Genomic DNA, 25,637 nt, shown 5'->3' on the forward strand with positions numbered 1-25,637 from the left:
TTAAAGAAGAGGCTGGGACAAAAGTCCTAGCCTCTCAATTGTCTTTGGATTATCGAGCAAGACGCAGTGGTTGAGTGGGCTCTACTACGCTGATTTCATCAGCTTTTACAGCCCTACTCAACTGTGCGGAGGCGGGACGACGAAATCGAATTCTAACGAATTACCGATTTCTGTCCCACTCTCTCTTCTATTTTTTTCTAAAGATGAATCTTTCCTTATCAAATTCTACAGCTAACTCATATTTCCCATCTTCGTTTTGAACGATGTAACCTAACAAGACTAAACTATCAACAAAGATATCACGACGTTTCTGCATAAGTTGATCTTTCTTAAGAAACTTGAGCAAAAATGTTGTCATATACTTGAGGGCATACTCAGGATTGACATCCCCTAAAATTTCATACAGTCTCTGCTGTTCTTCCGTCAGTGGATACTGGAACTTGACCTTGTAGAAGTAATTAGACAAGGTCATCTTTTCCCTTGCAAAATCGGTGTGCTCTTCTAGGATAGCTGCATTTGTTTGATTGCGCAATTCTGTCTTAAAATCTTTCTCCAGGATTTCTTGATAAACAGGACTATCATCCCTCACAAAGACTTCTTGGTCTAGTGCAAGAGATTCTGTAGATTCTAGAAAGGGAAGATTGAGATAATAGCGTTTGTTTTCTCTCAAAATCAAACCCGCTTTAATATATTCCTCCAAATACTTGTCAACTGCGACCTCTGGAAACTGAGCCTTGATTTCGCGTAAGATCACATCATCATTCTGGTCTAGAAAATCAATTAAATCTCTAAAGAATGGTTGACGCGTTATGCGAGAGGGATTAAAAATCTGAATCATGAAGATTCCTTTCTTTACAAACTAAAAGTGGTGATGTCGCTAATTGACTCGGGTTAGTGCCAGGCTGATTCAGAGGTACAGGAAGTCCCAACTCTCGATAATAGTCTCTCCAGAAATCACTGATTTCTTGCTCACCATCCCCAAACTTCATGGGAATGGTCTCAAAAATAGGGAGGATTTCTGCTACAAACTGGGAACAATAGAAACCATCTCCATCTGGATAAAAGGACGCATTGTAGGGAGCCCCTAAAAGACTCTCTGCTCGCTTTTTGACCTCTATACAATCAATCTGCTCATAGCGATAAAGATCATAGACTTTTCCAGCTTCAAAGAAGTCCTCAGGAGCCTGGGTAAGGACGCCACCTTCCACCGTAGCATGATAGACCTGTCCGTCCAAAAAGATAGCCACGTGACTGTAGTTACCTGTAGAAGCCTGTATAGCATGCCCCATTTCTGTATCTTCTCTCACAAAAATCAAATCGCCATTTTCTAACATCTTTCTCTCCTAGAAAAAAAGGAGTCGAAACTCCTTTTTAACAATGGGCTTCCCCATCTATGATTATGCATTAAAGCTTTCAGTCAATTGTGGTACCACTTGTTTCTTACGTGAAACAGCACCTGGAAGGAAAGCGTGGTTGTTTTGAAGTTTGAAGTTGAAAGCAGCTTCTACCTTGTCCATATTAGCACCAAGAACCAAAATTTCTGAGTTTGAGTTGACGATGTCTGTAATCATCAAGACAAAGTCAGAGTAGCCATTAGCTGCATTTGCGGCTTGGATAGCTGCTTCGATTTCAGCTTGGCGTTCCAAGACTTCAGCAATATCAACTGTATTCACTTGAGCCACACGGACATTGTTTCCATTGAGTTCAAATGTCTTGGCATCGATATCAATCAATTCTTCAGCAGATTTACTTGCCAAGTTGGTACCAGCCTTGAGCATGGCAAGACCGTATTCTTCCAAGTTCACACCAGCCAATTCAGCCAATTCAGGAGCAATGACTTTATCTGATGGGTGAGTGGTTGGTGATTTCAAAAGAAGGGTATCTGAAATCAAACCTGATAGCATCAAACCTGCGATTTCTTTTGGAACAGCTACACCATGTTCTTTGAACATGCGGTAAACGATAGATGATGCGGATCCAACTGGTTCCAAACGCATGTAAAGTGGGCTTGCAGTTTCAAAGTTAGCCACACGGTGGTGGTCCACCACACCGTAAACTTCTACTTCAGCGATATCTGAAACAGATTGTTGGAATTCATTGTGGTCTGTTAAGATGACTTGTTCTGCACCTTCTGCTTTAGCAGATGTGATCACGCGCGGTGCGTCTACACCAAAATAGTTCAAGACGAAAGCTGTTTCTTCATTTGGAGTTCCAAGAGCCACCGCTTCTGTGTCCAAACCGTATGCTTCTTTTGCAAGATAAGCAAAAGCTACAGATGAACCAATAGCATCTGAGTCTGGATTTTGGTGACCAAATACTAGAATCTTAGACATGATAATACCTCGTTTCTTTATTCTCTTTATTGTAGCATTTTTTTCAATTTTTGACAAAAATAAGAGGAGCCAAAGGACTCCTCATTACATATCAAAAGCATCGACTAAATTCTTATTTTGACACTCTTTGAGATAATGTTCTTTTTGCATGCGTGTCTTGCGCTTGAAAAGAGCTTCAGCAGACATGGCCTCTTCCTTGCTGTCAAAACCTTCCGCAAAGATGAGTTTTACCGGCAATCGAGCGCGTGTATACTTGGCTCCTTTACCGCTATTATGCACGGCGATTCGTTTCTTCACATCTGTTGTATAGCCTGTATAGTAGGAACCATCACGGCACTCTACCACATACATATAAGCCTTATGATCCATAGTAAATCTCTTGAATTTCTGGTGTATAAGTACCATCACTATTATGAACAATGAGTGGTGGCAAAACCTTAAAGCCACTAGTGGAGCCGTCCTTAATAGCCTCAATCAAAAGCATATTGGCTTCCTTCTCCCGTTTAGGGTAAACAAATTGCAGACGTTTTGGAGCCAAATTATGCTGTTGGAGCGTAGCTAAGATATCTAATAATCGGTCAGGACGATGAACCATCGCCAAACGCCCATTTGATTTGAGAATACTCTGAGCACTACGACAGATTTCCTTAAGATTGGTTGTAATTTCATGCCGAGCTAAAAGGTAATGCTCACTTTCGTTCAGATTAGAATTTGGATCCACTTTAAAATAGGGCGGATTGCATAAAATCAAATCAACCTTGCTCCCCTGAATGTGACTAGGCATATTCTTCAAATCATCACAGATGACCTGCATCTGTCCGTCCAGCCCATTTAAACGTACTGAGCGTTCGGCCATATCAGCAAGACGTTCCTGAATTTCTACAGATAGAATTTTAGCCTTGGTCCGGCTACTGGCAAACAGTCCAACAGCTCCATTGCCCGCACAAAAATCCACAATTAACCCATTTTTAGGAAAACGAGGAAAGCGTGACAAAAGTACACTATCCACTGAATAGCTGAAAACCTCACTATTTTGAATAATCTTGATATCTGTAGAGAAGAGTTGATTAATGCGCTCTCCTGATTTTAATAATTGTTCTTCGTTCATACTTCTATTATAGCAAAATATAATAACATCACAATAATTTGAGGGGATATCAATTACTGTTTTTCTTTAAATGTTCCAAGGCTTCTCGTGTCCAAACAGGCATCATGCGACCAAGCGGCGCGAATCCATGTTTGATGCGATCATTCGAAAAACGTCTCCGTCTAGGAAGTTGATGTTTTTCTTCTTCCAAGGTACGAATGGAAAGACTAGCCTTCCCTGTATATTCGTCAAAATCTACTACTTGTACCTGGACTTCATCACCGATTTTTAAAACCTCGTAAATATTTTCGATAAATCCTGTCCGAATCTCCGAAATATGAATCAGTCCTGTCACTCCTGTTTCTAACTCAACAAAAGCTCCATAGGGCTGAATCCCAGTAATACGGCCATTTAGCTTATCACCGATTTTCATTTTAGTCCTCAATTTCAATAGTTTCAATTACGACATCTTCAACTGGCTTGTCCATTGCACCTGTTTCGACACCTGCAATTGCATCCAGAACTTCATAAGAAGCTTCATCCGCAAGTTGACCGAATACAGTATGACGACGGTCTAGGTGAGGAGTTCCACCTTGTTCTGCATAAATCTCCGCAATTGGTTCTGGCCAACCACCACGAGCAATTTCTTTCTTAGAATATGGCAAGTGTTGATTCTGCACGATAAAGAACTGGCTACCATTTGTATTCGGCCCAGCATTAGCCATAGAAAGGGCTCCACGGACATTGTAAAGTTCTTCTGAAAACTCATCCTCAAATGACTCACCATAGATAGATTCACCACCCATACCAGTACCAGTTGGGTCTCCACCTTGAATCATAAAATCTTTAATAATACGGTGGAAAATCACACCGTCATAGTATCCATCTTTTGACAGAGCAATAAAGTTGGCTACTGTTTTTGGTGCGTGATCAGGGAAAAGTTTGATACGCATATCACCATGATTTGTCTTAATAGTCGCAATTGGACCTTCTACTGTTTCAATGTTAACTTGTGGAAAATGTAATTCTTTTTCTACCATACCAAATCCTTCTAAGGCATCAAAGATGCCATCTTCTTCTAATGTTTTTGTAATATAATCTGCTTTTTCTTTTATTTTGTCATGAGAAACACCCATGGCAATACTAATACCTGCATAATCAAAGAGCTCTAAATCGTTAAGTCCGTCCCCAAAAACCATCACATTTTCAGGTTTAAGACCTAATTGGTCTACCACGTTGGCAACTCCAGCTGCCTTAGAACCAGAAATAGGCACCACATCTGATGAATGTTCATGCCAACGTACCATACGTAAAGTCGATGCTAAACTTTCAGGCAAGATCAAATCATCTCCCTGATTCTCAAAGGTCCACATCTGATAAATATCTTCTTTTTGGTAAAAATCAGGGTCCACCTCTAAATCAGGATAAATCGGGTCAATCGCCTGGCTAATCATCTCTGTTCGCCTTGATAGTTTAGCGGCATGACTTCCCACCAAACCATAATCAATCCCAACTTCTTTGGTCCAAGTAATATACTCTTCAACCTTATCTTTAGCAATTTTGTTACTATAAATGACATTGCCCTTTTTGTCCTCAATATAAGCACCATTCAAGGTTACAAAGAAATCAGGTTTGAGGGCTTTAATCTCTGGGACTACACCAAAAATGCCTCGACCAGTCGCAATTCCTGTCAAGATTCCTTTTTCGCGTAATTGTTTAAAGGCTGTTGGAATAGTGCTTGGAATAAAGCCAGTCTTTGAATTTCGTAAAGTATCATCTATATCAAAAAAGATAATTTTAATCTTCTTAGCCTTGTATCTTAACTTGGCATCCATTACAATACCTCCTTCAATTCACTCTTTCCATTATACCATAAAGTAGAAAAATCCCACATCCCCAAGAAAATCCTTGTCTCTTATCCGAATTCCTTTACTAGATACAACACCAAATCATCATTATTTTGGCTAGTTGCATTCATTTCCAAGGGTTGATTTCGATACCAGACACCTGTCCCATCTGGAATGTAGCCCCGTCTGATATACAATCTCTGGGCAGGGCCATAGCCTAAGTGCAAACCTACACCAAGAGTGACTTTATTCGAAACAAACTTGACTCGTTTTTCTGCTTCTTCCATCAATAGGTTTCCAATTCCTTGATTTTGAAAGGGCTCAAACACATTAAAATCTGATAATTCTGGATAGACTTCTGCAAAAGGACCATGTTTAGCAGAGGGCAAAATGGTAACGTAGCCCGCTACAGCACCATCAATCTCTGCAACTAAGACTTCTCTCTCCCCACTTTCCTGTTCCAGAAAATATCTAGCCAAAATTTCCTCTCTACCAGGCCAACCCTGATTCATAAATCCATGAGATAAGGATTCAATATCAGACTTAATCATATTTCTAATCGTACAATTCATCTTTGACTTACCCACCTTTACTCTTTCTATTACCATTATAGCACGCCAAGGTCAAAAAAAACTATCTCATGAAAAATAGGTCCACCGGACCCCAACTCGCTCTCACATTTCAATGCTCGTGAAAAAAAGACCCGTCGGGATCTTAATTCGCTTTCTTATTTTCAAGCTCATGAAAAAGAGGTCCACCGGACCTCAACTCGCTCTCACATTTCAATGCTCGTGAAAAAAAGACCCACCCGGGTCTGAAAAAGAGGTCCCCCGGACCTCTTTTTTAATCTTCGTTTACGAAAGGCATCAAAGCCATTACGCGAGCGCGTTTGATAGCTGTTGTTACTTTACGTTGGTTTTTAGCTGAAGTTCCAGTTACACGACGTGGAAGGATTTTCCCACGTTCTGAAACGAAACGGCTAAGAAGCTCAGTATCTTTGTAATCAACATATTCAATTTTATTTGCTGCGATGTAATCAACTTTTTTACGGCGTTTGAATCCGCCACGACGTTGTTGAGCCATGTTTTTTCTCCTTTATAGTATTAATTGTCCATTAGAATGGTAAATCATCATCTGAAATATCCAAAGGATTGGTTGATCCAAATGGATTTTCATCACGTGAAAAGTCTGGTACTGAATTTGTAGGTGCTGAATGACTGGCAGTTGGTGCAGAATAAGCTCCACCACTTTGTCCTTCACGAGCACTACGGCTTTCCAACATTTGGAAATTCTCAGCTACGACTTCTGTCACGTAGACACGTTGTCCTTGCTGGTTATCGTAACTACGAGTCTGAATACGACCTGTAATCCCGACAAGAGAGCCTTTTTTAGCCCAGTTAGCAAGATTTTCAGCCTGTTGGCGCCACATAACGACATTGATAAAATCAGCCTCACGTTCGCCATTTTGACTCTTGAATGTACGGTTTACTGCAAGAGTAAAAGTCGCAACTGCTACATTTGATGGGGTATAACGTAACTCAGCGTCACGTGTCATACGCCCTACAAGTACAACATTGTTAATCATAATCTACCTTCTTACGCGTCAAGTTTGACGATCATGTGACGAAGAATGTCAGCGTTGATTTTTGAAAGACGGTCAAACTCTTTAAGAGCTGCGTCATCGTTTGCTTCAACGTTAACGATGTGGTAAAGTCCTTCACGGAAATCTTGGATTTCGTATGCAAGACGACGTTTTTCCCAATCTTTTGATTCAACAACAGTTGCACCGTTGTCAGTCAAGATAGCGTCAAAACGTGCTACCAAAGCGTTTTTCGCTTCTTCTTCAATGTTTGGACGAATGATATAAAGAATTTCGTATTTAGCCATTGATATGTTCCTCCTTTTGGTCTAATGACCCCAAGCCTTTGCAAGGGGTAAGTGAGGTTTGCTCACAATAAACTATTATACTAGAAAAAAGTTTTTTTCGCAAGCTTAAAGTAAGTTATATTTTTCTTTTTAGAGTTTTTTTGCAGAAGTTTTTGTAATTTCATCTACGAGAATATTTTCATCCTCGAATTTATTTTTCAATGATGAAAGATCAATGCTTCCCTCAATTTGAACTTCAATAACAATTTTACCATCTTTACGTGGAATGTTAACGGTATGAGAAATATTAAGATTTTCCTCAACGATTAAAGAAACAATCTTACCTAAAACTCCAACTTCATTTTCTGTGATAAAACGAACACGGATTCCCTCTTCCCCATAACCAGCGATTTCAAGAAAGGCACTGAATACATCACGATCTGTAATGACTCCATACAATTGTCCATTGTCAACAACTGGCAAAATACCAATCTTATTTTTAAGCATGAGATAAGTTGCATCTTCTAAACTTGCATAGCCTGAGACAGTAACAACATCTCGAATCATGACGTCTTTTACTTTGGTCTTATTAAGCAGATAATTCATCTCGAAGATTGAAAGACTAGTCGCTTTTGAAGGACTAGCTTCAGCGATTGTCCCTTCTGTTACCAAGCCTACTAATTTATCATTCTCAATAACAGGGAGACGGTGCAAGCCTTGTTCGCGCATCAAATCTGCTGCGTGTGCAACAGTTGTATCAGGACTGATATAAACGACCTTGCGTGTCATAAAATCTTTAACTGCCATAGGAAATCTCCTTTATGTTTATAGTTTTATTATACACTTTTTACGGAAAGCTATCAAACGCTTTCATTTCTTTTTCAAGATTCAGAAAAATCTGAAGGACTTTACGAAAAAGAGCTCAACTTAGAGCCCTTAATCTTATACTTATGTAGATTGTATGATTGCTTTGCAATCTTTATCCGCCGACTAAAAAGGTCCCCCAGACTAGATGTTAATTGCTGACGCAATTTTTATCCGCCGACTAAAAAGGTCCCCCAGACCTTTTTAGCCACCTAGATATGCTTTTCTGACTTCGTCTGATGCTGCGAGTTCTTTTCCTGTTCCTGATAGGACAATCTTTCCTGTTTCAAGAACATATCCTCGGTCAGCGATAGCTAGTGCTTTATTAGCATTTTGCTCAATCAAGAGAACTGTTGTTCCTTGTTTTTGAATATCTTGGATGATATCAAAAATTTCTTGGATAAAAATCGGAGCAAGACCCATTGATGGTTCATCTAATAAAAGTAGTTTAGGCGTTGACATGAGTGCACGTCCCATGGCAAGCATCTGCTGTTCACCACCAGATAGAGTAGCCGCATCTTGATTTTTACGTTCTTCCAAACGAGGGAAACGAGAGAAGACTTTCTTCAAATTTGCTTGATTCTCTTCACGATTTTTCTTAAGAAAGGCTCCCATCTCCAAGTTTTCCAAAACAGTCAAACCAGGGAAGACATGACGTCCTTCTGGTACTTGAGAAAGTCCTGATGCCACAATCTTTTGCGCAGGCATCTTTTGGATTTCTTGTCCCAAAAATTCAATTCGACCAGAGCTTGGACGAACAAGGCCTGATAGGGTACGAAGGATAGTTGTTTTACCAGCACCGTTAGCACCGATAAGAGAAACAACTTCCCCTTCATTGACTTCAAAGCTCACATCACGTACAGCTTGAATCATGCCGTAGTGTACTGAGAGGTTTTCAACTTTTAACATAGACATTAGGCTTCACCTCCAAGATAAGCTTCGATAACTCGTTTATTGTTCTTGATTTCATCTGGTGTCCCATGAGCAATCAAACGACCGTACTCAAGTACGTAGATACGTTCAGTGACTTCCATGACCAAGTTCATATCATGTTCAATCAGCATGATAGTGATCTTGAATTCATCCTTGATGCGACGAATCAACTCAGTCAATTCTGCAGTTTCTTGTGGGTTCATACCTGCTGCAGGCTCATCCAAGAAGAGGATTTTAGGTTCAGTGGCAAGGGCACGAACAATTTCCAAACGACGTTGTTGGCCATAGGCTAAGTTTTTAGCTAAGGTTTCAGCATCACCATCTAAATCAAAGATTTTTAGTAATTCTAAAGCTTTGGCTTTCAATTCTTGTTCATTCTTATAAAAAGCTGGTAAACGCAAGAAACTTGCAAAAACATGTTGTTTGTGATGGTTACTAAATGCAATAAGAACGTTATCCAAAACTGTCAAGTCTTTAAAGAGACGAATGTTTTGGAAGGTACGCCCTAAACCAAGAGATGCGATTTTATAAGGTTGCTTACCATTTAATAAGTGGCCATCTAAGGTTACTGTTCCTTCGCTTGGTTCATAAACTCCTGTCAGCAAGTTGAAAAGAGTTGTTTTCCCAGCTCCGTTCGGTCCAATCAAGCCAACAAGTTCACCTTCGTTCAATTCTAGAGTTACATCTCCAACAGCAGTCAGACCACCAAAATGCTTGGTTAACTGTTTTACTTCAAGTAATGCCATTAGTTTTGTCCCTCCTTCTTACCTTTTTTAAAGAGTCTTGATAGGCTCAATTCCCAGGTTCCAAGAAGACCACCTGGTCTGAAAATCATAACGAGTACCAAGGCCAAAGCATAGATAATCATACGAACGCTAGCCACATCTTGAAGGAACATATTCAAAATACCAAGAACAATCGCAGCGACAATTGCTCCTGTAATTGATCCCAAGCCACCAAATACAACGATAATTAAAACGTTGATAGAGTTGATAAAGCTATAATCTTTTGGCACAACAGAACCGATAAATCCTGCTTGAAGGGAACCTGCAATACTTGCAGTCATAGCTCCAAAGACAAATGCGATAATTTTGATTTTTGTTGTATTGACCCCGACAGATTCAGCTGCAATTTCATCTTCACGAACAGACAAGGTTAAACGACCGATTGGACTACGAAGGAAATTCAGCGTTGCAATTGTCGTAATCACGGCAAAAATGTATACCATTTGCCAATTAGTAAAGTTTGGAATACCAAGGATACCAGCAGCTCCGTTTGTTAAATCACCACCATTGACGATTAGGATACGGATAATTTCAGCAACCCCAAGTGTCGCAACTGCAAGGTAGTCCCCCTTCAAACGAAGGGTAGGAATTCCAACGACCAAGGCAACCAAACCAGCAATGATAGCACCAAGCAACATAGCTCCAAAAAAGGCACCATAAGTTGGAGATTTAGAACCAATAATGGCTGCTGCATAGGCACCGATAGCCATGAACCCAGCATGTCCAAGAGAAAATTGACCAGAAAAACCAACGATAAGGTTAAGTCCTACTGCAAGAATAATATTGATACCGATTTGTTCTAAAATCTGAATATGGAAAAGGTTTAAAATACCAAACGAAACTAATAAGCTAATCACACCATATCCAAGCAACAAAAGGAGCAACCAGAGAATATTAACTTTTAAATTTTCTTTCATTGTTTACACCTTCTCTTTCACATTCTTACCAAGGATACCAGCTGGACGAACAATCAAGATCAATAGCAAGATTCCGTACACGATAGCATCACGGAAATCTGACATTCCGAAGGCTGTTGCAAAAGTTTCCAATAGTCCGATTACAAAACCTCCAAGAGCTGCACCAGGAATAATACCGATTCCACCTAAAACGGCAGCCACGAATGATTTAATACCCGGAGTCATTCCCATCAATGGTTCAAGAGAGTTGTAGTAAAGGGCAATCAAGACACCTGCTGCACCAGCCAGAGCTGAACCTAAGGCAAAGGTGAAACTGATTGTACGGTTTACGTTGATCCCCATTAACTGAGCTGCATCACTATCTACAGATACGGCACGCATGGCTTTCCCCATTTTTGTTTTTTGCACGATGAGTTGCAAAAGAATCATCAAAACAATCGAAACCGTCAAAATCAACAATTGAATATTTGTTAGACTGATTGGACCCAAGTCATAACGAACTGTTTGGATTGCTTGAGGGAAGGCACGTGTATTGGCACCTACTAGATAGACCATTCCATACTCAAGTAAGAAGGATACCCCGATAGCAGTAATCAATACAGAGATACGAGTTGAATGTCGGAGTGGACGGTAGGCTAGAAACTCGATGATTACGCCGAGAATAGCTGAACCAATCATGGACAAAATTAAGGCTAAAAAGAAATTTAAATGGAGGGCATTAATCAAGAAATAACCCATGAAAGCACCCATCATATAGATATCACCGTGGGCAAAGTTAATCAGCTTGATAATTCCATAAACCATAGTATAACCCAGGGCTAGCAAGGCATAGACACTACCCAAGATTAAACCATTGACAAGTTGTTGAAGCATATGGTTCACTCTTTCTAAGTTTTATTTTTAGGATTTTATAAAAAAATAATCCCTTTATAAATACCGAAACAGGGAGTGAGTAAAAGCTCATTCCCCATTTACGATATCTATAAGATTAAGGTTTTACGACTTCTGCCGCTTCTACTTTACCATTATTCATGGTCATCATGAAGGCTGTTTTCACAGTGTTGTGATCTGCATCAAAGCTTGTTTGACCTGTAACACCTTCGAAGTTTTGTGTTTTAGCAAGATTGTTCTTGATATCAACTGAAGTTTTTGCACCTTTTGCTGCATTAGCTACAAGGTAAACTGAGTCATAAGCAAGAGCTGCAAATGTTGAAGGATCTTCATTATATTTTGCACGATAAGCTTCAAGGAAGGCTTTTGCTTTATCTGAAACATCAACAGTCGTTGAGAATCCTGAGATGAAGTAGATATTTGATGCACGTTCAGCAGTTGCTTGTTGAACAAATTCTGCACCGTTAAATCCGTCACCACCGATGATTGGTTTATCAATTCCCATACCACGAGCTTGGTTTACAATCTTACCAGCTTCTGTATAGTAACCTGGCAATACGATTGCATCAAAGTCTTTATCTTTGATTTTTGTCAAAGCTGCTTGGAAGTCTGTATCACCTGATACAAATGTTTCGTCTGCTACGATTTCACCTTTGAATGAATCACGGAAAGATTTTGCAATACCTTTAGCGTAGTCACTTGAGTTATCTGTATACAAGACCACTTTCTTAGCGTTCAATTTGTTTGAAACGTAGTTTGAGATGATTTTTCCTTGGAAACTATCTTGGAATGTTCCGATGAAGAGGAAATCTTGACCTTTTGTCAAACCATCTTGAGTAGCACTTGGAGAAATCAATGGAACTCCAGCTTGTGTAGCATTTGCTACTGCCGCTGCAGTTGCACCTGATGTCGCAGGTCCTACGATAGCTGCTACCTTAGATTGAGTCACAAGGTTTGTTGAAACAGAAGCAGCTTCAGCAGTTTCAGATTTGTTATCTTTGTCGACTACTTCGATTTGTTTTCCATCGATACCACCTGCTGCGTTGATTTCATCAACTGCAAGTTGAGCACCCTTTTGCTCAGAAGTACCGTAAGATGCTACAGCACCAGTTTCTTCGAAGTTGAAACCAATTTTTACAACTTTTTCATCAATTGGGTTACCAGTTGTGTTTGAAGCTCCTGACTTCACTTCCCCACAAGCTGCTAAAAGAGCTGTACTTGCAAGAGCTACAAGTGACAATGCAAATTTTTTCTTCATGTTTATCTCCTTTTAATGTTCAATTTAAATTACATGTTAAGAATATACCGAATTATCAGAAAATTGTCAACAAGTTTCTCTCAGTTTTTTAAATGATAACGTTTTCGCTAGTTTTATATAGGTTCCCAACGAAAGGAGTTTCCAATTCTTGAATATGACAAACTCTCACTTTCTTGATAAATTTCTCTTTTCCTAAACGATTTACCAGCTCTTCTACTTCCTCTGTTGGGACATAAAGTTGTAGGTAACGATGTTTTTTTGAGTGGTAACAAATATCACCATAATTTGCGAGTTTTTTAACATCGCGATTATAGTATAAATAGATAATCAGACCAGACCGATTCTCTTTTTGAAACATAATTCAACTTCCTTCTTACAATCTTCCTTCTATTATATCAAAAAAAACAAGCTCAGTCGAGCTTGCTTTAGTAGTTTAATTCAAAGAATTATTGGCCATAATTTCATCAATAAAACCGTAGTCAAGAGTTTCTTGAGCGCTCATCCAGTAATCACGTTCAGCATCTTTATGAATTTGCTCAATAGATTTGCCAGAGTTATCTGCTAGGATTTGCTCCAAAGTCTTACGAGTTTTAAGTAAGTGTTCAGCAGCGATGGCCATATCAGTCTGCTGAGTACCACCACCTGTACCACCCATTGGTTGGTGAATCATGTATTCTGCATTTGGAAGCATGAAACGTTTACCCTTTGCTCCACTTGAAGCGATAATTGTTCCCATTGAGGCTGCCATTCCCATAACGATAGTTTGGACATCTGCCTTGATAAAGTTCATAGTATCAACGATTGCCAAACCAGCTGATACAGAACCTCCAGGAGTGTTTACATAAAGGTAAATATCTTTTGTACTATCTTGAGCATCCAAGAAAAGCAATTGGGCGATAACTGAGTTTGCCATATTGTCTTCGACTGGTCCAGTCAACATGATAATGCGGTCCTTAAGAAGACGTGAGTAAATGTCATACGAGCGTTCTCCACGACTTGTTTGTTCAATAACTACAGGAATCATTCATTTCTCCTTTTGATTTCTAATTTCTTTGTTAATAGGATTATTATATATTTTTGGTCAAAAAAGGTCAAATTTTTGCTCTATCCTACTAACAGATACAAAAATTCAACCTCCTTTCAAAGCTAAGACTAGGCTTTAGTCTCAATATCACTTTAGAATCTTATTTTGTTCCGAACAAGCGGTCTCCAGCGTCTCCAAGACCTGGAACGATGTAACCATGTTCGTTCAAGCGTTCATCCAAAGCTGCTGTAAAGATTTCTACATCAGGGTGTGCTGCTTGAAGTGCCTTCACACCTTCTGGAGCTGATACAAGGCAGACAAACTTGATGTTTGAAGCACCACGTTTTTTGAGGGAGTCAACAGCCAAAATCGCTGATCCACCTGTTGCAAGCATAGGATCAACTACAAAAATTTGACGTTGGTCAATATCTTCAGGTAATTTTACCAAGTATTCTACTGGTTGAAGGGTCTCTTCATCACGGTACATACCAATGTGACCAACTTTAGCTGCTGGAACCAAACTCAATAGTCCATCAACCATACCAATACCAGCACGCAAGATTGGGACAATCGCCAATTTTTTACCAGCCAATTGTTTTTGAACAGTTTTTGTGATTGGTGTTTCGATTTCTACGTCTTCAAGTGGAAGATCACGAAGTACTTCATATCCCATCAACATTGCAATTTCATCAACTAGCTCACGAAAAGCTTTTGTAGAAGTGTCAGTTCGACGCAAGATTGACAATTTGTGTTGAATCAGTGGATGATTAATAACTTCAAGTTTTCCCATTTTCTGAATTCCTTCTTTCAATTTATTCTACTTATTATACCAAAAAATGGTTTAAAAATCTTTCTAAACCATTTATTTTTTTATATTTCTATATCAAATCTGCTTCTTGAAGTGCTGTTTGAACAGTTTCAAGTGGTAAATGTGTTAATTCTGTCCCTTTTTCTTGATAAAGATACTGAGCATAATCGTCCATGCGGTATTGATTGATATACACAACACGCTCGCATCCTACTTGAAGTAATTGTTTGGTACAATTGAGGCATGGGAAATGTGTAACATATGCTGTAAATCCTTTTGGAACGCCACGTTCTGCCCCTTGTAAAATGGCATTTACTTCTGCATGAAGGGTACGGACACAGTGCCCCTCAATCACAAGACAGTCATGATCAATACAATGCTCTGTCCCCGACACTGATCCATTATAGCCGGTCGAAATAACCTTATTGTCCTTGACTAAAACAGCTCCTACCTTGGCACGTTTACAGGTCGACCGATTAGCAATCAATAGGGCTTGAGCAGCGAAGTACTCATCCCAAGCCAGTCTTTTTTCAGTCATAACTTCTCTCCTCTTGATTTATTTTTTGAAAAATGGCAAGCGCAGATCTGCAATTTTTTCAGCGGGAACCTTCATCCCATCCTTGATCCATTTGAGCAAAACTGATACGATGGCAGAACTCCAAAAAGAATGCAGGTAAGAGCTGACTCCTTTTGATTTTCCATAGTATTTTTCTAGAAATTCTTGCATAGCTTGCACAAAGATTTTTTCTAAGTGATAGTCCAAGGCAAGCTGAATAACCTTAGCTTCTTTCTTGGCTTCTCTAAAGAGGTGAACCCATACGAGATAAAGGTCTGTTTTAACATCGTAATGACTTAGTTGCTCCATGATATTATGGACGCTACGTTTAAAGACACTTTCTAAAATTTCTTCTTTGGATTCATAATTTCGATAAAAGGCTGCACGAGAAACGCCAGCACGCTTGACTAACTCAGAAATACTAATCTTAGCCAATTCTTTTTTCTCCAAGAGTTGCAAAAGAGCTGTTTCAATCGCTTCTCTGGTTAGCAAATTAGATTCTTGATTTGATTTTCTAAGATTTTCAAGCGATTTTTCAGATATTTTACGTTCAGACATAACAATTTCTTTCTACTTGTGACAACAGAGAGGTACTACTTTTGTTTCAAGGGCTTTCATGATATAATTGTAAAAAAAGACAGAACCTTTGTCAATGTATAAGTGATAAAGATGGAGAATTTCTATGACTTGGAAGATTGTAGCTGACTCTGGTTGTGATTATCGTCAACTGGCAAACCCCGCTTTTGATACTGAATTTGTCAGTGTTCCCTTAAAGATTCAGGTAGCAGATCAAGTCTTTGTCGATGATGCCAATCTGGATATCGATAAGATGATGGAAACTATGTATGCGACTTCTGAAGCTTCAAAATCAGCCTGCCCTAGTCCTGATGATTACTTACGAGCATTCGAAGGTGCAAAACATATTTTTGTAGTGACTATCACTGGAACTCTCTCTGGTAGCCACAATAGTGCTCAATTAGCTAAGAATATCTATCTCGAAGAACACCCTGATACTCAGATTCATGTCATCGATAGCTTATCAGCTGGTGGGGAAGTTGACTTAATCGTTGAAAAGATCAATGGCTTGATCAACCAAGGACTTTCTTTTGAAGAAGTGGTTGAAGTTATTACTACTTACCAAGAAAAAACGAAGTTGTTGTTCGTTCTTGCTAAAGTGGATAACCTGGTTAAAAACGGTCGTTTAAGCAAGCTTATTGGTGCGGTTGTCGGACTCCTAAATATTCGAATGGTTGGGGAAGCAAGTGAAACCGGAACATTGGAACTACTCCAAAAGGCTCGTGGTGCTAAAAAGTCCCTTCAGGCTGCTTATGAAGAGTTAATCAAAGCTGGCTACGCTGGTGGGCGTATCGTCATGGCTCATCGTAGCAATGAAAAATTCTGCCAACAGCTCTCAGAGCTCTTACGAGAAAAATACCCACAAGCTGACATTAAAGTCATCCCAACTTCTGGACTCTGCAGTTTCTATGCGGAAGAAGGCGGGCTCCTCATGGGATACGAAATCAACTAATAAATCTGACAAGAGATGTCTAATCATCTCTTGTTTTTTTATGGTACAATACTCTTATGAAACATTTTGATACTATTGTCATCGGAGGAGGCCCTGCTGGTATGATGGCTACGATTTCCAGTAGCTTTTACGGGCAGAAAACCCTTCTCATTGAAAAAAATCGGAAACTTGGAAAAAAATTAGCTGGTACAGGTGGTGGTCGTTGTAATGTAACTAACAACGGAACTCTAGATGACCTACTAGCTGGAATACCTGGAAATGGGCGATTTCTTTACAGTGTCTTCTCCCAGTTTGATAACCATGATATCATTAATTTTTTCACGGATAATGGAGTCAAACTCAAGGTCGAAGACCACGGCCGTGTCTTTCCAGCCAGCGATAAATCTCGTACCATAATCGAGGCTCTGGAGAAAAAAATTACGGAACTAGGCGGGCAAATTGCCACTCAAACAGAGATTGTTTCTGTTAAAAAGATAGACGACCAGTTTGTCCTTAAGTCCGCAGACCAAACCTTCACTTGTGATAAACTCATCGTCACAACAGGTGGCAAGTCCTATCCTTCCACTGGTTCGACTGGTTTTGGCCACGATATCGCTCGCCACTTCAAACACACCATTACCGAACTTGAGGCTGCTGAAAGTCCCTTATTAACGGATTTCCCGCATAAAGCCTTGCAGGGAATTTCCCTAGATGATGTGACTCTCAGTTATGGCAAGTACGTCATTACTCATGATCTGCTCTTTACCCACTTTGGTTTATCTGGTCCTGCTGCTTTGCGTATGTCTAGCTTTGTCAAGGGTGGCGAAATCCTCTCTTTAGATGTCTTGCCACAACTTTCTGAAGGCGACTTAGTAAATCTTCTAGAAGAAAACCGTGAAAAATCCCTAAAAAATGCCTTGAAGACTTTGCTCCCGGAACGCTTGGCAGAATTCTTGGTACAAGGCTATCCGGAAAAAGTCAAACAACTAACAGAAAAAGAACACGACCAACTTGTCCAGTCTATCAAAGTTCTTAAAATTCCCGTAACTGGCAAAATGTCCTTGGCCAAGTCCTTTGTGACTAAGGGAGGTGTTAGTCTCAAGGAAATCAATCCTAAAACACTGGAAAGTAAATTGGTTCCTGGACTTCACTTTGCTGGCGAGGTACTAGATATCAATGCCCACACAGGTGGCTTTAACATCACTTCTGCCCTCTGCACCGGATGGGTGGCAGGAAGTCTACATTATGATTAAAAAATACGAAGGAGAAGCCTATGAACAGAAGAGAATCAGTCGAATTTGTTAACATGTGTATGATTAAAAATGGGGACAAGGTTCTAGTTCAAGACCGAGTTAGTCCTAACTGGTCTGGCATTACTTTTCCTGGTGGCCATGTTGAACGTGGCGAATCCTTTGTCGATGCTGTCATTCGCGAAGTGAAGGAAGAAACTGGTCTGACCATTTCTAATCCTCAACTCTGTGGTATCAAAGATTGGTATGATGACGAGGACTATCGTTATGTTGTCCTCTTTTACAAAACAGAACACTTTACTGGTGAGCTCCAATCTTCAGACGAAGGAAAAGTCTGGTGGGAGGCTTTTGAAAATCTATCTCATCTTAAACTGGCTACTGAGGATATGTCTGATATGCTTCGTGTTTTTCTTGAAGAAGATCTCAGTGAGTTCTTTTACTATAAGGATGGGGAAGACTGGTCTTACCAACTCAAATAACAGTAAATCAGCAGAAGTAGCTCCGCCGATTTTTGCTTATTTGAAATTTCATCTTTATCCATATAAGATAATCTTTCCTAGAAACCATGACTTATTCTTAAAAAACTTGAAGATAAATACTTTTCCAAGTTTGGCTCTTCCTTCTTCGTTATATCATACCAATCATCATCAACGTAGTTTTTATTGCCCAATTTATGTAAATACAAAAAAGGACTTGAGAATATCTCTCAAGTCTTTTCTTTTTATGGGTGGCTAACAATCAATTCTAGACCTTGCCCTTCCAAGGTCCAAGCTTCAACATCACTTGGCAAGATAAAGTGGCTACCTTTTTGAAATGGATAATCTTTTCCGTCTACAGTCAGTTTCCCTTGACCAGCCAAGACACTCAACAAGCTGTAATCAGCCGTCTTCTCAAATTCAACTTTTCCTGTGATTTCCCACTTGTAGACAGCAAAGAATTCATTAGAGACAAGTAAAGTTGAACGCAAATCATCTGCTTTGACAGTCACAGGACGGCTATTTGCAGGCTCACCAATATTCAAAACATCGATTGATTTTTCGAGGTGAAGTTCACGCAAGTTACCATTATCATCTTTGCGGTCAAAGTCATAGACACGGTAAGTTGTATCACTAGACTGTTGCGTTTCAAGAATCAAGATGCCTGCCCCGATAGCGTGCATGGTTCCGCTTGGTACATAGAAGAAATCTCCAGCCTTGACAGGGACTTTTGTTAATAGACCATCCCAGTCTTTAGCTTCGATTTGCTGGCGAAGTTCTTCCTTAGACTTAGCATTGTGACCGTAGATAATCTCTGAACCTTCATCTGCTGCGATGATATACCAGCACTCTGTTTTTCCAAGCTCGCCTTCGTGCTCTAGTCCATAAGCATCGTCTGGGTGAACTTGGACACTGAGCCAGTCATTGGCATCGAGGATTTTGGTCAAGAGTGGAAATACAGGCTCAGGACGGTTGCCAAACAACTCACGGTGTTCCTCATACAAAGTAGCTAGGTCTGTTCCTTCATAGCGGCCATTAGCTACCTTAGACACTCCATTTGGATGAGCTGAGATCGCCCAATACTCACCAATCTTTTCATTTGGGATGTCGTAGCCAAACTCATCACGTAGTTTAGTCCCACCCCAGATTTTTTCTTGCATTACAGAATTTAAAAATAACGGTTCTGACATGTTAATCTCCTGTCTGATTTTTCTCCCTTCATTATAGCAAAAAAAGAGTTCCAGTTGAACTCTTTTTCATATCTTATAAAGTAGGGAGAAGATTTTATAAAAATAGTAACGATATGGATTTCATACTTTTGAAAAATCTACCAGAAACTCTTAGTTCACAAGATTTGGAAGAATGAACACTATAAAGAAAGCTAGAGCAACCATCAGAAAAACAAGGAAATAAACTAAACATTTAGTCAGCCATGCGTAACGACCTGGTTTTAAAGGTCTTTCTACATAGGAATGTTTTGGTTTCTTAGGATCATAATAAACAGTTACCTTTCCTCCAATTGGAAATCGTTCCATTAAAGGTGATTTTGTTAAAGAGATGAAACTGTTCCTATAAATCTTGTATCTTAAAACCTGAGGAATTTCCCCATCTTCAAAATTATCCATTTTGACATCAGATACGATTGAACCTAAGGGAGTACTGATTGTATTTGAAATCGCATATAGAAATTTCGGCCCTAAAACCTTGTATCGGTTCCCATCAACAGTGTACTCAACCACTGGGAGACTAATTCCGTTATAAAGAGTATAGGAATATCGGATAATAACTCCTTCCGTTCTTTCGGTGCATCTCTTGGCATTTCTGTAATTACTAAAGATAAAAATGTCGAACATAAAATAAGTAAAAACAGCAAAGCCTAACATCATTAAGCCAAATAATAGAAAGAAAGTTGTTGGCATCTTTTTTCTCCTTAAAATATCATGATGCATCTATTTTAACAGAAAAGACATAAAAAGAAAAAGACCGGATTGCTCCGATCTTTTAATAGTTTATATTCTCATATTCTGTTTTAAGAATCATTAAGGTTAACTTCAAATGACTAGGCATCCTATTTCATACGATAAAAATCAATGACTAGACCAGCAGGGCCTTCAACTAACAGGGATTCTGTTCCCCAATCCGTTTCACAAATACCGTGTAAAATCTCAACACCAATCTCTTTTAACCGCTTTTGGTTCTGGTCGACATCCTCAACCTCAATGTGTAGAATGATTCCTGACTGAAAATTTTCCAAAGGAATCAAATGATTTTGGGATAACATGAGACAGTGACTGCCAATCGTGAACTGAGCAAAACTGTTATCAACATAGTCCGCCTTTTTATCCAAGATACTCTCTAATTCAGCACAGACTTGGGGAACATCTGACACGATAATATCTAATTGATTTAAATTCATTTACTGTCCTCCACAAAAAGACCGGATTGCTCCGATCTTTTAAGTTTCTCTCTAAGAAAATCAATGCATAAAATCTACAATGTTTACTTTTGATTTTCGACGAGAGGAATTATTTAATTGCGCGTGATTGCAATCCTTCTTCTTCCAAGAAGAGGCGGAATGGTACAAGCTCTTCAGCTTCGTATTTTTCCTTGAAGGCTTTGATAGCTTCTTCTGAGTAAAGTTTTGGATCCAATTCAAGTACTTCTACTGGAAGTGGACGGTGTGGTGTGATGCGGGCATCGATCACAACTGTCTTACCTTCTTTGTTCAATTTAACAGCTTCTGCAACAACTGCATCGATGTCTTCGATACGGTCAACTGTAAATCCTACAGCACCTTGCGCTTCAGCGATTTTCGCATAGTCAGCATTAGGGAAGTCACAACCAAACAAGTGTTTGTTTGTGTCTTCGTATTTGTCCTTGATGAAGGCATATTTACCATTTGAGAAGACAACGTTGATAACTGGAAGGTCGTAATGAACGTTTGTGATCACGTCTGGGTAGCACATGTTGAATGCACCGTCACCCATGATGTTCCATACTTGGCGATCTGGATTGTCTTTCTTAGCAGCGATACCACCAGGAAGGGCAATACCCATTGTCGCAAAGAGTGGAGATGTACGCCACATGTTCTTAGGTGTCATGTGAAGGTGACGAGTAGATGTTTGAGTAGTGTCACCTACGTCGATTGAGTAGATAGCGTCTTGATCAGCATGTTTGTTGATTGCATTGTAAACTTGATACAATTGCAATTCACCCTCAGTTTTACCTTCGAGTTTGTTCATGTAATCGCGCCAGTTTTGGTTGTTCTTCACGTTTGCACGCCACCATGGAGTAGACTCAACTGGGTTTACTTTATCAAGGATAGCTTTAGCTGCTTGACCTGCATCACCAAGGATTGAAGCGTCAAGGGCGTGACGCTTACCAAGTTTGTATGGGTCGATATCCACTTGGATGAATTTTTCAGTGTTCTTGAATGCTTCGTATACTTCAGCAAATGGGAAGTTTGAACCAAGGAAAAGAACTGTGTCTGCTTCAAAGACCACTTCGTTGGCTGGCTTCCAACCAACACGGTAAGCAGAACCTGTCAAACCTTCGTAGTTCCATTCGAAAGCTTCGAAGTTTTTACCAGTTGTGATGATTGGTGCTTTGATTTTACGTGACAATTCAGTGATTACTTCACCAGCTTTAACACCACCGTAACCAGCGTAGATCACTGGGCGTTCAGCATTGTTCAAGATTTCAACAGCTTTGTCGATTTCAACTTCGTTCAAAGCAGGAGCGATGAATGAACGCTCGTATGAACCTGAACCGTAGTATGAGTTTTCGTCGATTTCTTGGAAACCGAAGTTTACTGGGATTTCAACAACAGCTGGACCTTTTTTAGAAACGGCAGCACGGCAAGCTTCGTCGATTACTTTTGGCAATTGCTCTGCGTAAGCTACACGTTTGTTGTAAACAGCGATACCGTTGTACATTGGGTTTTGGTTCAATTCTTGGAAGGCATCCATGTTCAATTCGTTAACTGGACGTGATCCAAGGATAGCAAGGAATGGAGTGTTATCCATAGCTGCATCGTAAACACCGTTGATTAAGTGAGTTGCACCAGGTCCACCTGAACCAACTGCAACACCGATAGATCCGCCAAATTTAGCTTGCATAACCGCTGCAAGAGCACCTGTTTCTTCGTGACGAACTTGCAAGAAACGGATATCTTTGTCTTCAGCCAAAGCGTCCATCAATGAGCTGAGTGTTCCTGATGGGATACCGTAGATAGTATCTACGCCCCATGTTTTCAATACGTTGAGCATTGCTGCAGATGCAGTAATTTTCCCTTGAGTCATAATGATAACTCTCCTTCAAAATAATTTCATATTTTTACAAAAAACGCTTTTATATGTTATTTGAAAACGATTCAGTAAATTTACAATCCTAATTTATCACATTTGTTTTCAGATTCATAAGAATGTGCTCAGAAACTTTCATTCTCTATTACAGTACAGTTTGGAAGCGTTTTGAAAATCTGTTTTAGAATAGAAAAAAGCGGTTAAGACCGCTTTTTTATACTCAATGAAAATCAAAGAGCAAACTAGGAAGCTAGCCGCAGGCTGTACTTGAGTACGGCAAGGTGAAGCTGACGTGGTTTGAAGAGATTTTCGAAGAGTATTAATCGACTTTAGTAAAATTAAGCATAAGAGAGCTGATTAAAACAGATACTGAACTAAAGGCCATGGCCAATCCTGCAAGTTCTGGATTGAGTACTAAACCAAGTCCTGAAAAAACTCCTGCTGCAATCGGAATACCAATGAGGTTATAGATAGAAGCCCAGAAAAGATTGAGTAGAATACGATTAAAGGTCTTCTTACTCATATCAAAAGCACGTGCCAATCCTAGTAAATTATTGGTTGTAAGGACAAGATCTGCTGATTCAATGGCAATATCTGTTCCAGAGCCCATGGCAATTCCAACATCCGCTACACTGAGGGCCGGAGCATCATTGATACCATCTCCAACAAAGGCCAATTTGCCATTCTTTTGAAGCTTGTGAATTTCATGTGCCTTTTCCTCTGGCAAGACATTTGCGATCACTTCCTCGATTCCAATTTGCTCTGCAATCGCATGCGCTACTCCAGCATTATCTCCGGTAAGCATGACCGTTCTAAGACCACGTTTTTTCAATTTAGCAATAGCTTCTTGAGCAGTTTCCTTAGGGACATCCTGCAAGGCAATTAAGCCTTTTAACTGACCATCTACGGATAGGAAGACAACTGTTTTTGCTTCTTTCTCAAGCAAATCAAATCGTTCTTGATAATCATGTGGAATAGCAAGGTCAGCTAAAAGTTTAGCATTACCCAGCAAGACTTGTTTACCATTAATAATCCCAGTCACACCTTTTCCATGCAAGGCTTGGAAGTTTTCCACTGGGTAAAGGCTAATTCCTAGTTCAGATGCACGATTAACAATAGCTTGAGCTAGCGGGTGTTGAGATACATCTTCCAGTGAAGCAGCCAAACTTAGCACTTCTCTTTCATCGCCAATAACATCTGTCACTACTGGCTTCCCTTCGGTCAAGGTTCCTGTCTTATCAAAAACAACCGTTTGGACTTTTTGGATTTCCTGTAAAACTGTACCATTTTTGAGAAGAATCCCCATCTTGGCACTTCGTCCTGTTCCAACCATGAGTGCTGTCGGTGTCGCGAGTCCTAGTGCACAAGGACAAGCAATAATCAAAACAGCAACTCCATAGAGAAGTGAAGTCACAAAGCTATCTCCAAGTAAAACAAACCAGACCCAAAAAGTAAGAAGTCCTAAAATGACAACTGCTGGTACAAAAATCCCAGAAATCTTGTCTGTCAAATCTTGAATAGGAGCACGACTCGTTTGCGCTTTTTTCACAAAGTCCACAATCTGAGCCAGCATAGTCTCAGAACCAACTTTTTCAGCTCTAAAGATGATCGTACCGCTATTATTGATGGTTGAACCAATGACAGCATCTCCAACTGATTTATCGACTGGAATACTTTCCCCAGTCACCATTGATTCATCAATACTCGTTTCACCTTCTAAGACAATCCCATCAACGGCAATTTTTTCACCTGGTCGAACGCGAATGAGATCCCCAACTTTGACTTGCTCTAGAGGGATTTGAACATAAGCATCATCACGCAAAACCTCTGCTGTTTTTGCTTGTAGGTCTAATAATTTTTCGACTGCCTGCGAAGTATTTTTTCGCATTTTTTCCTCAAAAACTGCTCCCAAAAGAATGAAGAAGAGGATAAATGCAGCACTTTCAAAGTAAACGGGCAGACCAGTGAAGAGGGCAACTAAGCTATAGAAATAGGCCACTAGGGTTCCCAGAGCAACCAAGGTATCCATGTTGGAATTGTGCTTTTTAAAACTAGCCCAGGCGCTTCTGATATATGGAACTCCAGCTACCAGCATAATGGGTGTTGTGGCTAAAAAGGTGCCCCAACGCATGACTTGGTGACTAATTCCTCCTGTAGACATCCCAATCATGAGAATCACAAGAGGCACAGTAAAGATACTAGTAATCCAAAAACGCTGTGAAAGGCTTAGAGATTTTTTAGTTTTTTCAACAACGGTATAGGTTCCCTTTTGCATCTTCATGCCGCATGAAAATTCATGCTCACCCAATTCTTGAGGCGTAAAGCGAATGACTTTTTCCTCGTCTTGAGCGATTGGTTCTAGAAGTCCTTCTTCTTCGAAGAGAATCTCTTTATAACAGTTTGATGGTGCCACACGATGAAAGGTAATCTCAGCAGGAATCCCTTTTTGCAGTTGAATGTGGGCTGGATGGTAGCCTTTGTCTGCCGTGATACGAATTTTTTGCACACCATTTTCAAGGCTTGCTTTTACAATTTCAGTCATATTCTTCTCCTATTCTACAATCATCTTACCGTGCATCATGTTCATGCCACAAGAGAAACCATACTCACCTGCTTCTTCAGGTGTGATTTCAACCACATATTGGTCTCCCATAGGCAGATCTGCATGCACTCCAAAGTCTGGAAAAACGATTTGATCCAAGCAAGGTGAAGGATCTTTTCGATCAAAAATAATGCGAGCAGGTTGCGATTTTTTGAGGATAATAGTTCCTGGAGTGTATCCCCCCATGACTTCCACTCGAATTTCTTGATAGCCATTTTTTTGCTGGGCTCTCTTAGCATCTTCTTGCGGTTTTTTGAAAAACCAAAAGATGATAAAAGCAATCATTCCTAAAACAACAATAGATACAAATAGATTTAACATAGCGTCTC

At 39.9% G+C, this 25,637-nt stretch carries 31 protein-coding genes; 3 read left to right on the top strand and 28 right to left on the bottom strand.

Going from position 1 to position 25,637, the window contains the following annotated elements; genetic code table 11:
• Positions 1 to 187: 187 nt before the first annotated feature.
• The 22 genes from QM382_RS03905 to QM382_RS04010 form a co-directional block, all read right to left on the bottom strand.
• The gene (locus tag QM382_RS03905) at positions 188 to 838 is read right to left on the bottom strand and encodes a DUF1803 domain-containing protein (RefSeq protein ID WP_414272517.1); all 651 of its coding nucleotides are present in this window, start codon (positions 836 to 838) and stop codon (positions 188 to 190) included.
• Positions 822 to 1,334, bottom strand: a complete 513-nt coding sequence (locus QM382_RS03910) for a YiiX/YebB-like N1pC/P60 family cysteine hydrolase (protein WP_049494548.1) — start codon at positions 1,332 to 1,334, stop codon at positions 822 to 824. The genes QM382_RS03905 and QM382_RS03910 overlap by 17 nt, the downstream gene beginning before the upstream one ends.
• A 63-nt stretch (positions 1,335 to 1,397) precedes the next feature.
• A complete protein-coding gene (locus tag QM382_RS03915) occupies positions 1,398 to 2,333 on the bottom strand; it encodes a manganese-dependent inorganic pyrophosphatase (RefSeq protein ID WP_414272518.1) in 936 nt (311 codons plus the stop codon).
• An 84-nt stretch (positions 2,334 to 2,417) separates the two neighbouring features.
• The gene (locus tag QM382_RS03920) at positions 2,418 to 2,702 is read right to left on the bottom strand and encodes a GIY-YIG nuclease family protein (protein WP_004252384.1); all 285 of its coding nucleotides are present in this window, start codon (positions 2,700 to 2,702) and stop codon (positions 2,418 to 2,420) included.
• On the bottom strand, positions 2,692 to 3,441 hold the full coding sequence (locus tag QM382_RS03925; RefSeq protein WP_314944175.1) for a tRNA1(Val) (adenine(37)-N6)-methyltransferase: 750 nt from the start codon (positions 3,439 to 3,441) through the stop codon (positions 2,692 to 2,694). Before QM382_RS03925 ends, QM382_RS03920 begins: the two co-directional genes overlap by 11 nt.
• Before the next feature lie 49 nt (positions 3,442 to 3,490).
• Positions 3,491 to 3,853 carry a S1 RNA-binding domain-containing protein gene (locus QM382_RS03930; RefSeq protein ID WP_004252382.1) on the bottom strand — a complete coding sequence of 121 codons (363 nt, stop codon included), beginning with the start codon at positions 3,851 to 3,853 and terminating at the stop codon, positions 3,491 to 3,493.
• A 1-nt stretch (position 3,854) separates the two neighbouring features.
• Positions 3,855 to 5,255: a bifunctional Cof-type HAD-IIB family hydrolase/peptidylprolyl isomerase gene (locus QM382_RS03935; RefSeq protein WP_414272519.1), complete on the bottom strand. Its 1,401-nt coding sequence runs from the start codon at positions 5,253 to 5,255 to the stop codon at positions 3,855 to 3,857.
• An 80-nt stretch (positions 5,256 to 5,335) separates the two neighbouring features.
• Positions 5,336 to 5,839, bottom strand: a complete 504-nt coding sequence (locus QM382_RS03940) for a GNAT family N-acetyltransferase (RefSeq protein WP_414272520.1) — start codon at positions 5,837 to 5,839, stop codon at positions 5,336 to 5,338.
• Between the two features lie 271 nt (positions 5,840 to 6,110).
• Positions 6,111 to 6,350 carry a 30S ribosomal protein S18 gene (rpsR, locus tag QM382_RS03945; protein WP_000068664.1) on the bottom strand — a complete coding sequence of 80 codons (240 nt, stop codon included), beginning with the start codon at positions 6,348 to 6,350 and terminating at the stop codon, positions 6,111 to 6,113.
• A gap of 31 nt (positions 6,351 to 6,381) precedes the next feature.
• Complete coding sequence (gene ssbA, locus QM382_RS03950) at positions 6,382 to 6,852, bottom strand: single-stranded DNA-binding protein SsbA (protein WP_016466131.1); 471 nt, start codon at positions 6,850 to 6,852, stop codon at positions 6,382 to 6,384.
• A gap of 11 nt (positions 6,853 to 6,863) precedes the next feature.
• Entirely contained in the window at positions 6,864 to 7,154 is a 291-nt protein-coding gene (rpsF, locus tag QM382_RS03955; RefSeq protein ID WP_414272521.1) for a 30S ribosomal protein S6, read from the bottom strand.
• A 129-nt stretch (positions 7,155 to 7,283) separates the two neighbouring features.
• Positions 7,284 to 7,940, bottom strand: coding sequence for a CBS domain-containing protein (locus QM382_RS03960; RefSeq protein ID WP_414272522.1), 657 nt, complete (start codon positions 7,938 to 7,940; stop codon positions 7,284 to 7,286).
• A 261-nt stretch (positions 7,941 to 8,201) separates the two neighbouring features.
• Positions 8,202 to 8,912, bottom strand: a complete 711-nt coding sequence (locus QM382_RS03965) for an ABC transporter ATP-binding protein (protein ID WP_006151996.1) — start codon at positions 8,910 to 8,912, stop codon at positions 8,202 to 8,204.
• Positions 8,912 to 9,676 (bottom strand): ABC transporter ATP-binding protein, encoded by a 765-nt coding sequence (locus QM382_RS03970; protein WP_414272523.1) that lies wholly within the window; start codon positions 9,674 to 9,676, stop codon positions 8,912 to 8,914. Before QM382_RS03970 ends, QM382_RS03965 begins: the two co-directional genes overlap by 1 nt.
• Positions 9,676 to 10,632 (bottom strand): branched-chain amino acid ABC transporter permease, encoded by a 957-nt coding sequence (locus QM382_RS03975; RefSeq protein ID WP_004252374.1) that lies wholly within the window; start codon positions 10,630 to 10,632, stop codon positions 9,676 to 9,678. The genes QM382_RS03970 and QM382_RS03975 overlap by 1 nt, the downstream gene beginning before the upstream one ends.
• A 3-nt stretch (positions 10,633 to 10,635) precedes the next feature.
• Entirely contained in the window at positions 10,636 to 11,505 is an 870-nt protein-coding gene (locus QM382_RS03980; RefSeq protein WP_004252371.1) for a branched-chain amino acid ABC transporter permease, read from the bottom strand.
• A gap of 115 nt (positions 11,506 to 11,620) precedes the next feature.
• The gene (locus QM382_RS03985) at positions 11,621 to 12,781 is read right to left on the bottom strand and encodes an ABC transporter substrate-binding protein (protein ID WP_414272524.1); all 1,161 of its coding nucleotides are present in this window, start codon (positions 12,779 to 12,781) and stop codon (positions 11,621 to 11,623) included.
• 88 nt (positions 12,782 to 12,869) lie between these two features.
• Complete coding sequence (locus tag QM382_RS03990) at positions 12,870 to 13,139, bottom strand: YlbG family protein (RefSeq protein ID WP_414272525.1); 270 nt, start codon at positions 13,137 to 13,139, stop codon at positions 12,870 to 12,872.
• 75 nt (positions 13,140 to 13,214) lie between these two features.
• Positions 13,215 to 13,805: an ATP-dependent Clp protease proteolytic subunit ClpP gene (gene clpP / locus QM382_RS03995; RefSeq protein WP_414272526.1), complete on the bottom strand. Its 591-nt coding sequence runs from the start codon at positions 13,803 to 13,805 to the stop codon at positions 13,215 to 13,217.
• 160 nt (positions 13,806 to 13,965) lie between these two features.
• Positions 13,966 to 14,595: a uracil phosphoribosyltransferase gene (upp, locus tag QM382_RS04000; protein ID WP_004252365.1), complete on the bottom strand. Its 630-nt coding sequence runs from the start codon at positions 14,593 to 14,595 to the stop codon at positions 13,966 to 13,968.
• A gap of 88 nt (positions 14,596 to 14,683) precedes the next feature.
• Positions 14,684 to 15,151 carry a deoxycytidylate deaminase gene (locus QM382_RS04005; RefSeq protein ID WP_263393848.1) on the bottom strand — a complete coding sequence of 156 codons (468 nt, stop codon included), beginning with the start codon at positions 15,149 to 15,151 and terminating at the stop codon, positions 14,684 to 14,686.
• 18 nt (positions 15,152 to 15,169) lie between these two features.
• Positions 15,170 to 15,727 (bottom strand): TetR/AcrR family transcriptional regulator, encoded by a 558-nt coding sequence (locus QM382_RS04010; protein ID WP_070677977.1) that lies wholly within the window; start codon positions 15,725 to 15,727, stop codon positions 15,170 to 15,172.
• A 124-nt stretch (positions 15,728 to 15,851) separates the two neighbouring features.
• Between QM382_RS04010 and QM382_RS04015 the strand changes: the two genes are divergently transcribed.
• Genes QM382_RS04015 through QM382_RS04025 form a run of 3 tightly spaced genes read left to right on the top strand, consistent with a single transcriptional unit; the run spans position 15,852 to position 18,405 of the window.
• Positions 15,852 to 16,697 carry a DegV family protein gene (locus QM382_RS04015; protein WP_303404924.1) on the top strand — a complete coding sequence of 282 codons (846 nt, stop codon included), beginning with the start codon at positions 15,852 to 15,854 and terminating at the stop codon, positions 16,695 to 16,697.
• A gap of 56 nt (positions 16,698 to 16,753) precedes the next feature.
• Positions 16,754 to 17,929: an NAD(P)/FAD-dependent oxidoreductase gene (locus QM382_RS04020; RefSeq protein ID WP_414272527.1), complete on the top strand. Its 1,176-nt coding sequence runs from the start codon at positions 16,754 to 16,756 to the stop codon at positions 17,927 to 17,929.
• A gap of 20 nt (positions 17,930 to 17,949) precedes the next feature.
• Positions 17,950 to 18,405, top strand: a complete 456-nt coding sequence (locus tag QM382_RS04025; protein WP_414272528.1) for an 8-oxo-dGTP diphosphatase — start codon at positions 17,950 to 17,952, stop codon at positions 18,403 to 18,405.
• Between the two features lie 242 nt (positions 18,406 to 18,647).
• Here the strand turns inward: QM382_RS04025 and manA are convergent, their stop codons facing one another.
• From manA to QM382_RS04055, 6 genes are all read right to left on the bottom strand, one after another.
• Positions 18,648 to 19,592, bottom strand: coding sequence for a mannose-6-phosphate isomerase, class I (gene manA / locus QM382_RS04030; protein WP_414272529.1), 945 nt, complete (start codon positions 19,590 to 19,592; stop codon positions 18,648 to 18,650).
• Positions 19,593 to 19,742: 150 nt separating this feature from the next.
• Positions 19,743 to 20,321: a DUF3592 domain-containing protein gene (locus QM382_RS04035; RefSeq protein ID WP_414272530.1), complete on the bottom strand. Its 579-nt coding sequence runs from the start codon at positions 20,319 to 20,321 to the stop codon at positions 19,743 to 19,745.
• Positions 20,322 to 20,470: 149 nt separating this feature from the next.
• Positions 20,471 to 20,818 carry a VOC family protein gene (locus tag QM382_RS04040; RefSeq protein WP_414272531.1) on the bottom strand — a complete coding sequence of 116 codons (348 nt, stop codon included), beginning with the start codon at positions 20,816 to 20,818 and terminating at the stop codon, positions 20,471 to 20,473.
• A 109-nt stretch (positions 20,819 to 20,927) separates the two neighbouring features.
• Positions 20,928 to 22,703, bottom strand: coding sequence for a pyruvate oxidase (gene spxB / locus QM382_RS04045; RefSeq protein ID WP_414272532.1), 1,776 nt, complete (start codon positions 22,701 to 22,703; stop codon positions 20,928 to 20,930).
• 322 nt (positions 22,704 to 23,025) lie between these two features.
• Complete coding sequence (locus tag QM382_RS04050) at positions 23,026 to 25,248, bottom strand: heavy metal translocating P-type ATPase (protein ID WP_414272533.1); 2,223 nt, start codon at positions 25,246 to 25,248, stop codon at positions 23,026 to 23,028.
• A 9-nt stretch (positions 25,249 to 25,257) separates the two neighbouring features.
• Entirely contained in the window at positions 25,258 to 25,629 is a 372-nt protein-coding gene (locus QM382_RS04055; RefSeq protein ID WP_414272534.1) for a cupredoxin domain-containing protein, read from the bottom strand.
• Positions 25,630 to 25,637 lie beyond the last annotated feature (8 nt).

The sequence above is a fragment of the Streptococcus infantis genome, assembly GCF_047465185.1.
GTDB classification, from domain to species: Bacteria; Bacillota; Bacilli; order Lactobacillales; family Streptococcaceae; genus Streptococcus; species Streptococcus infantis_O.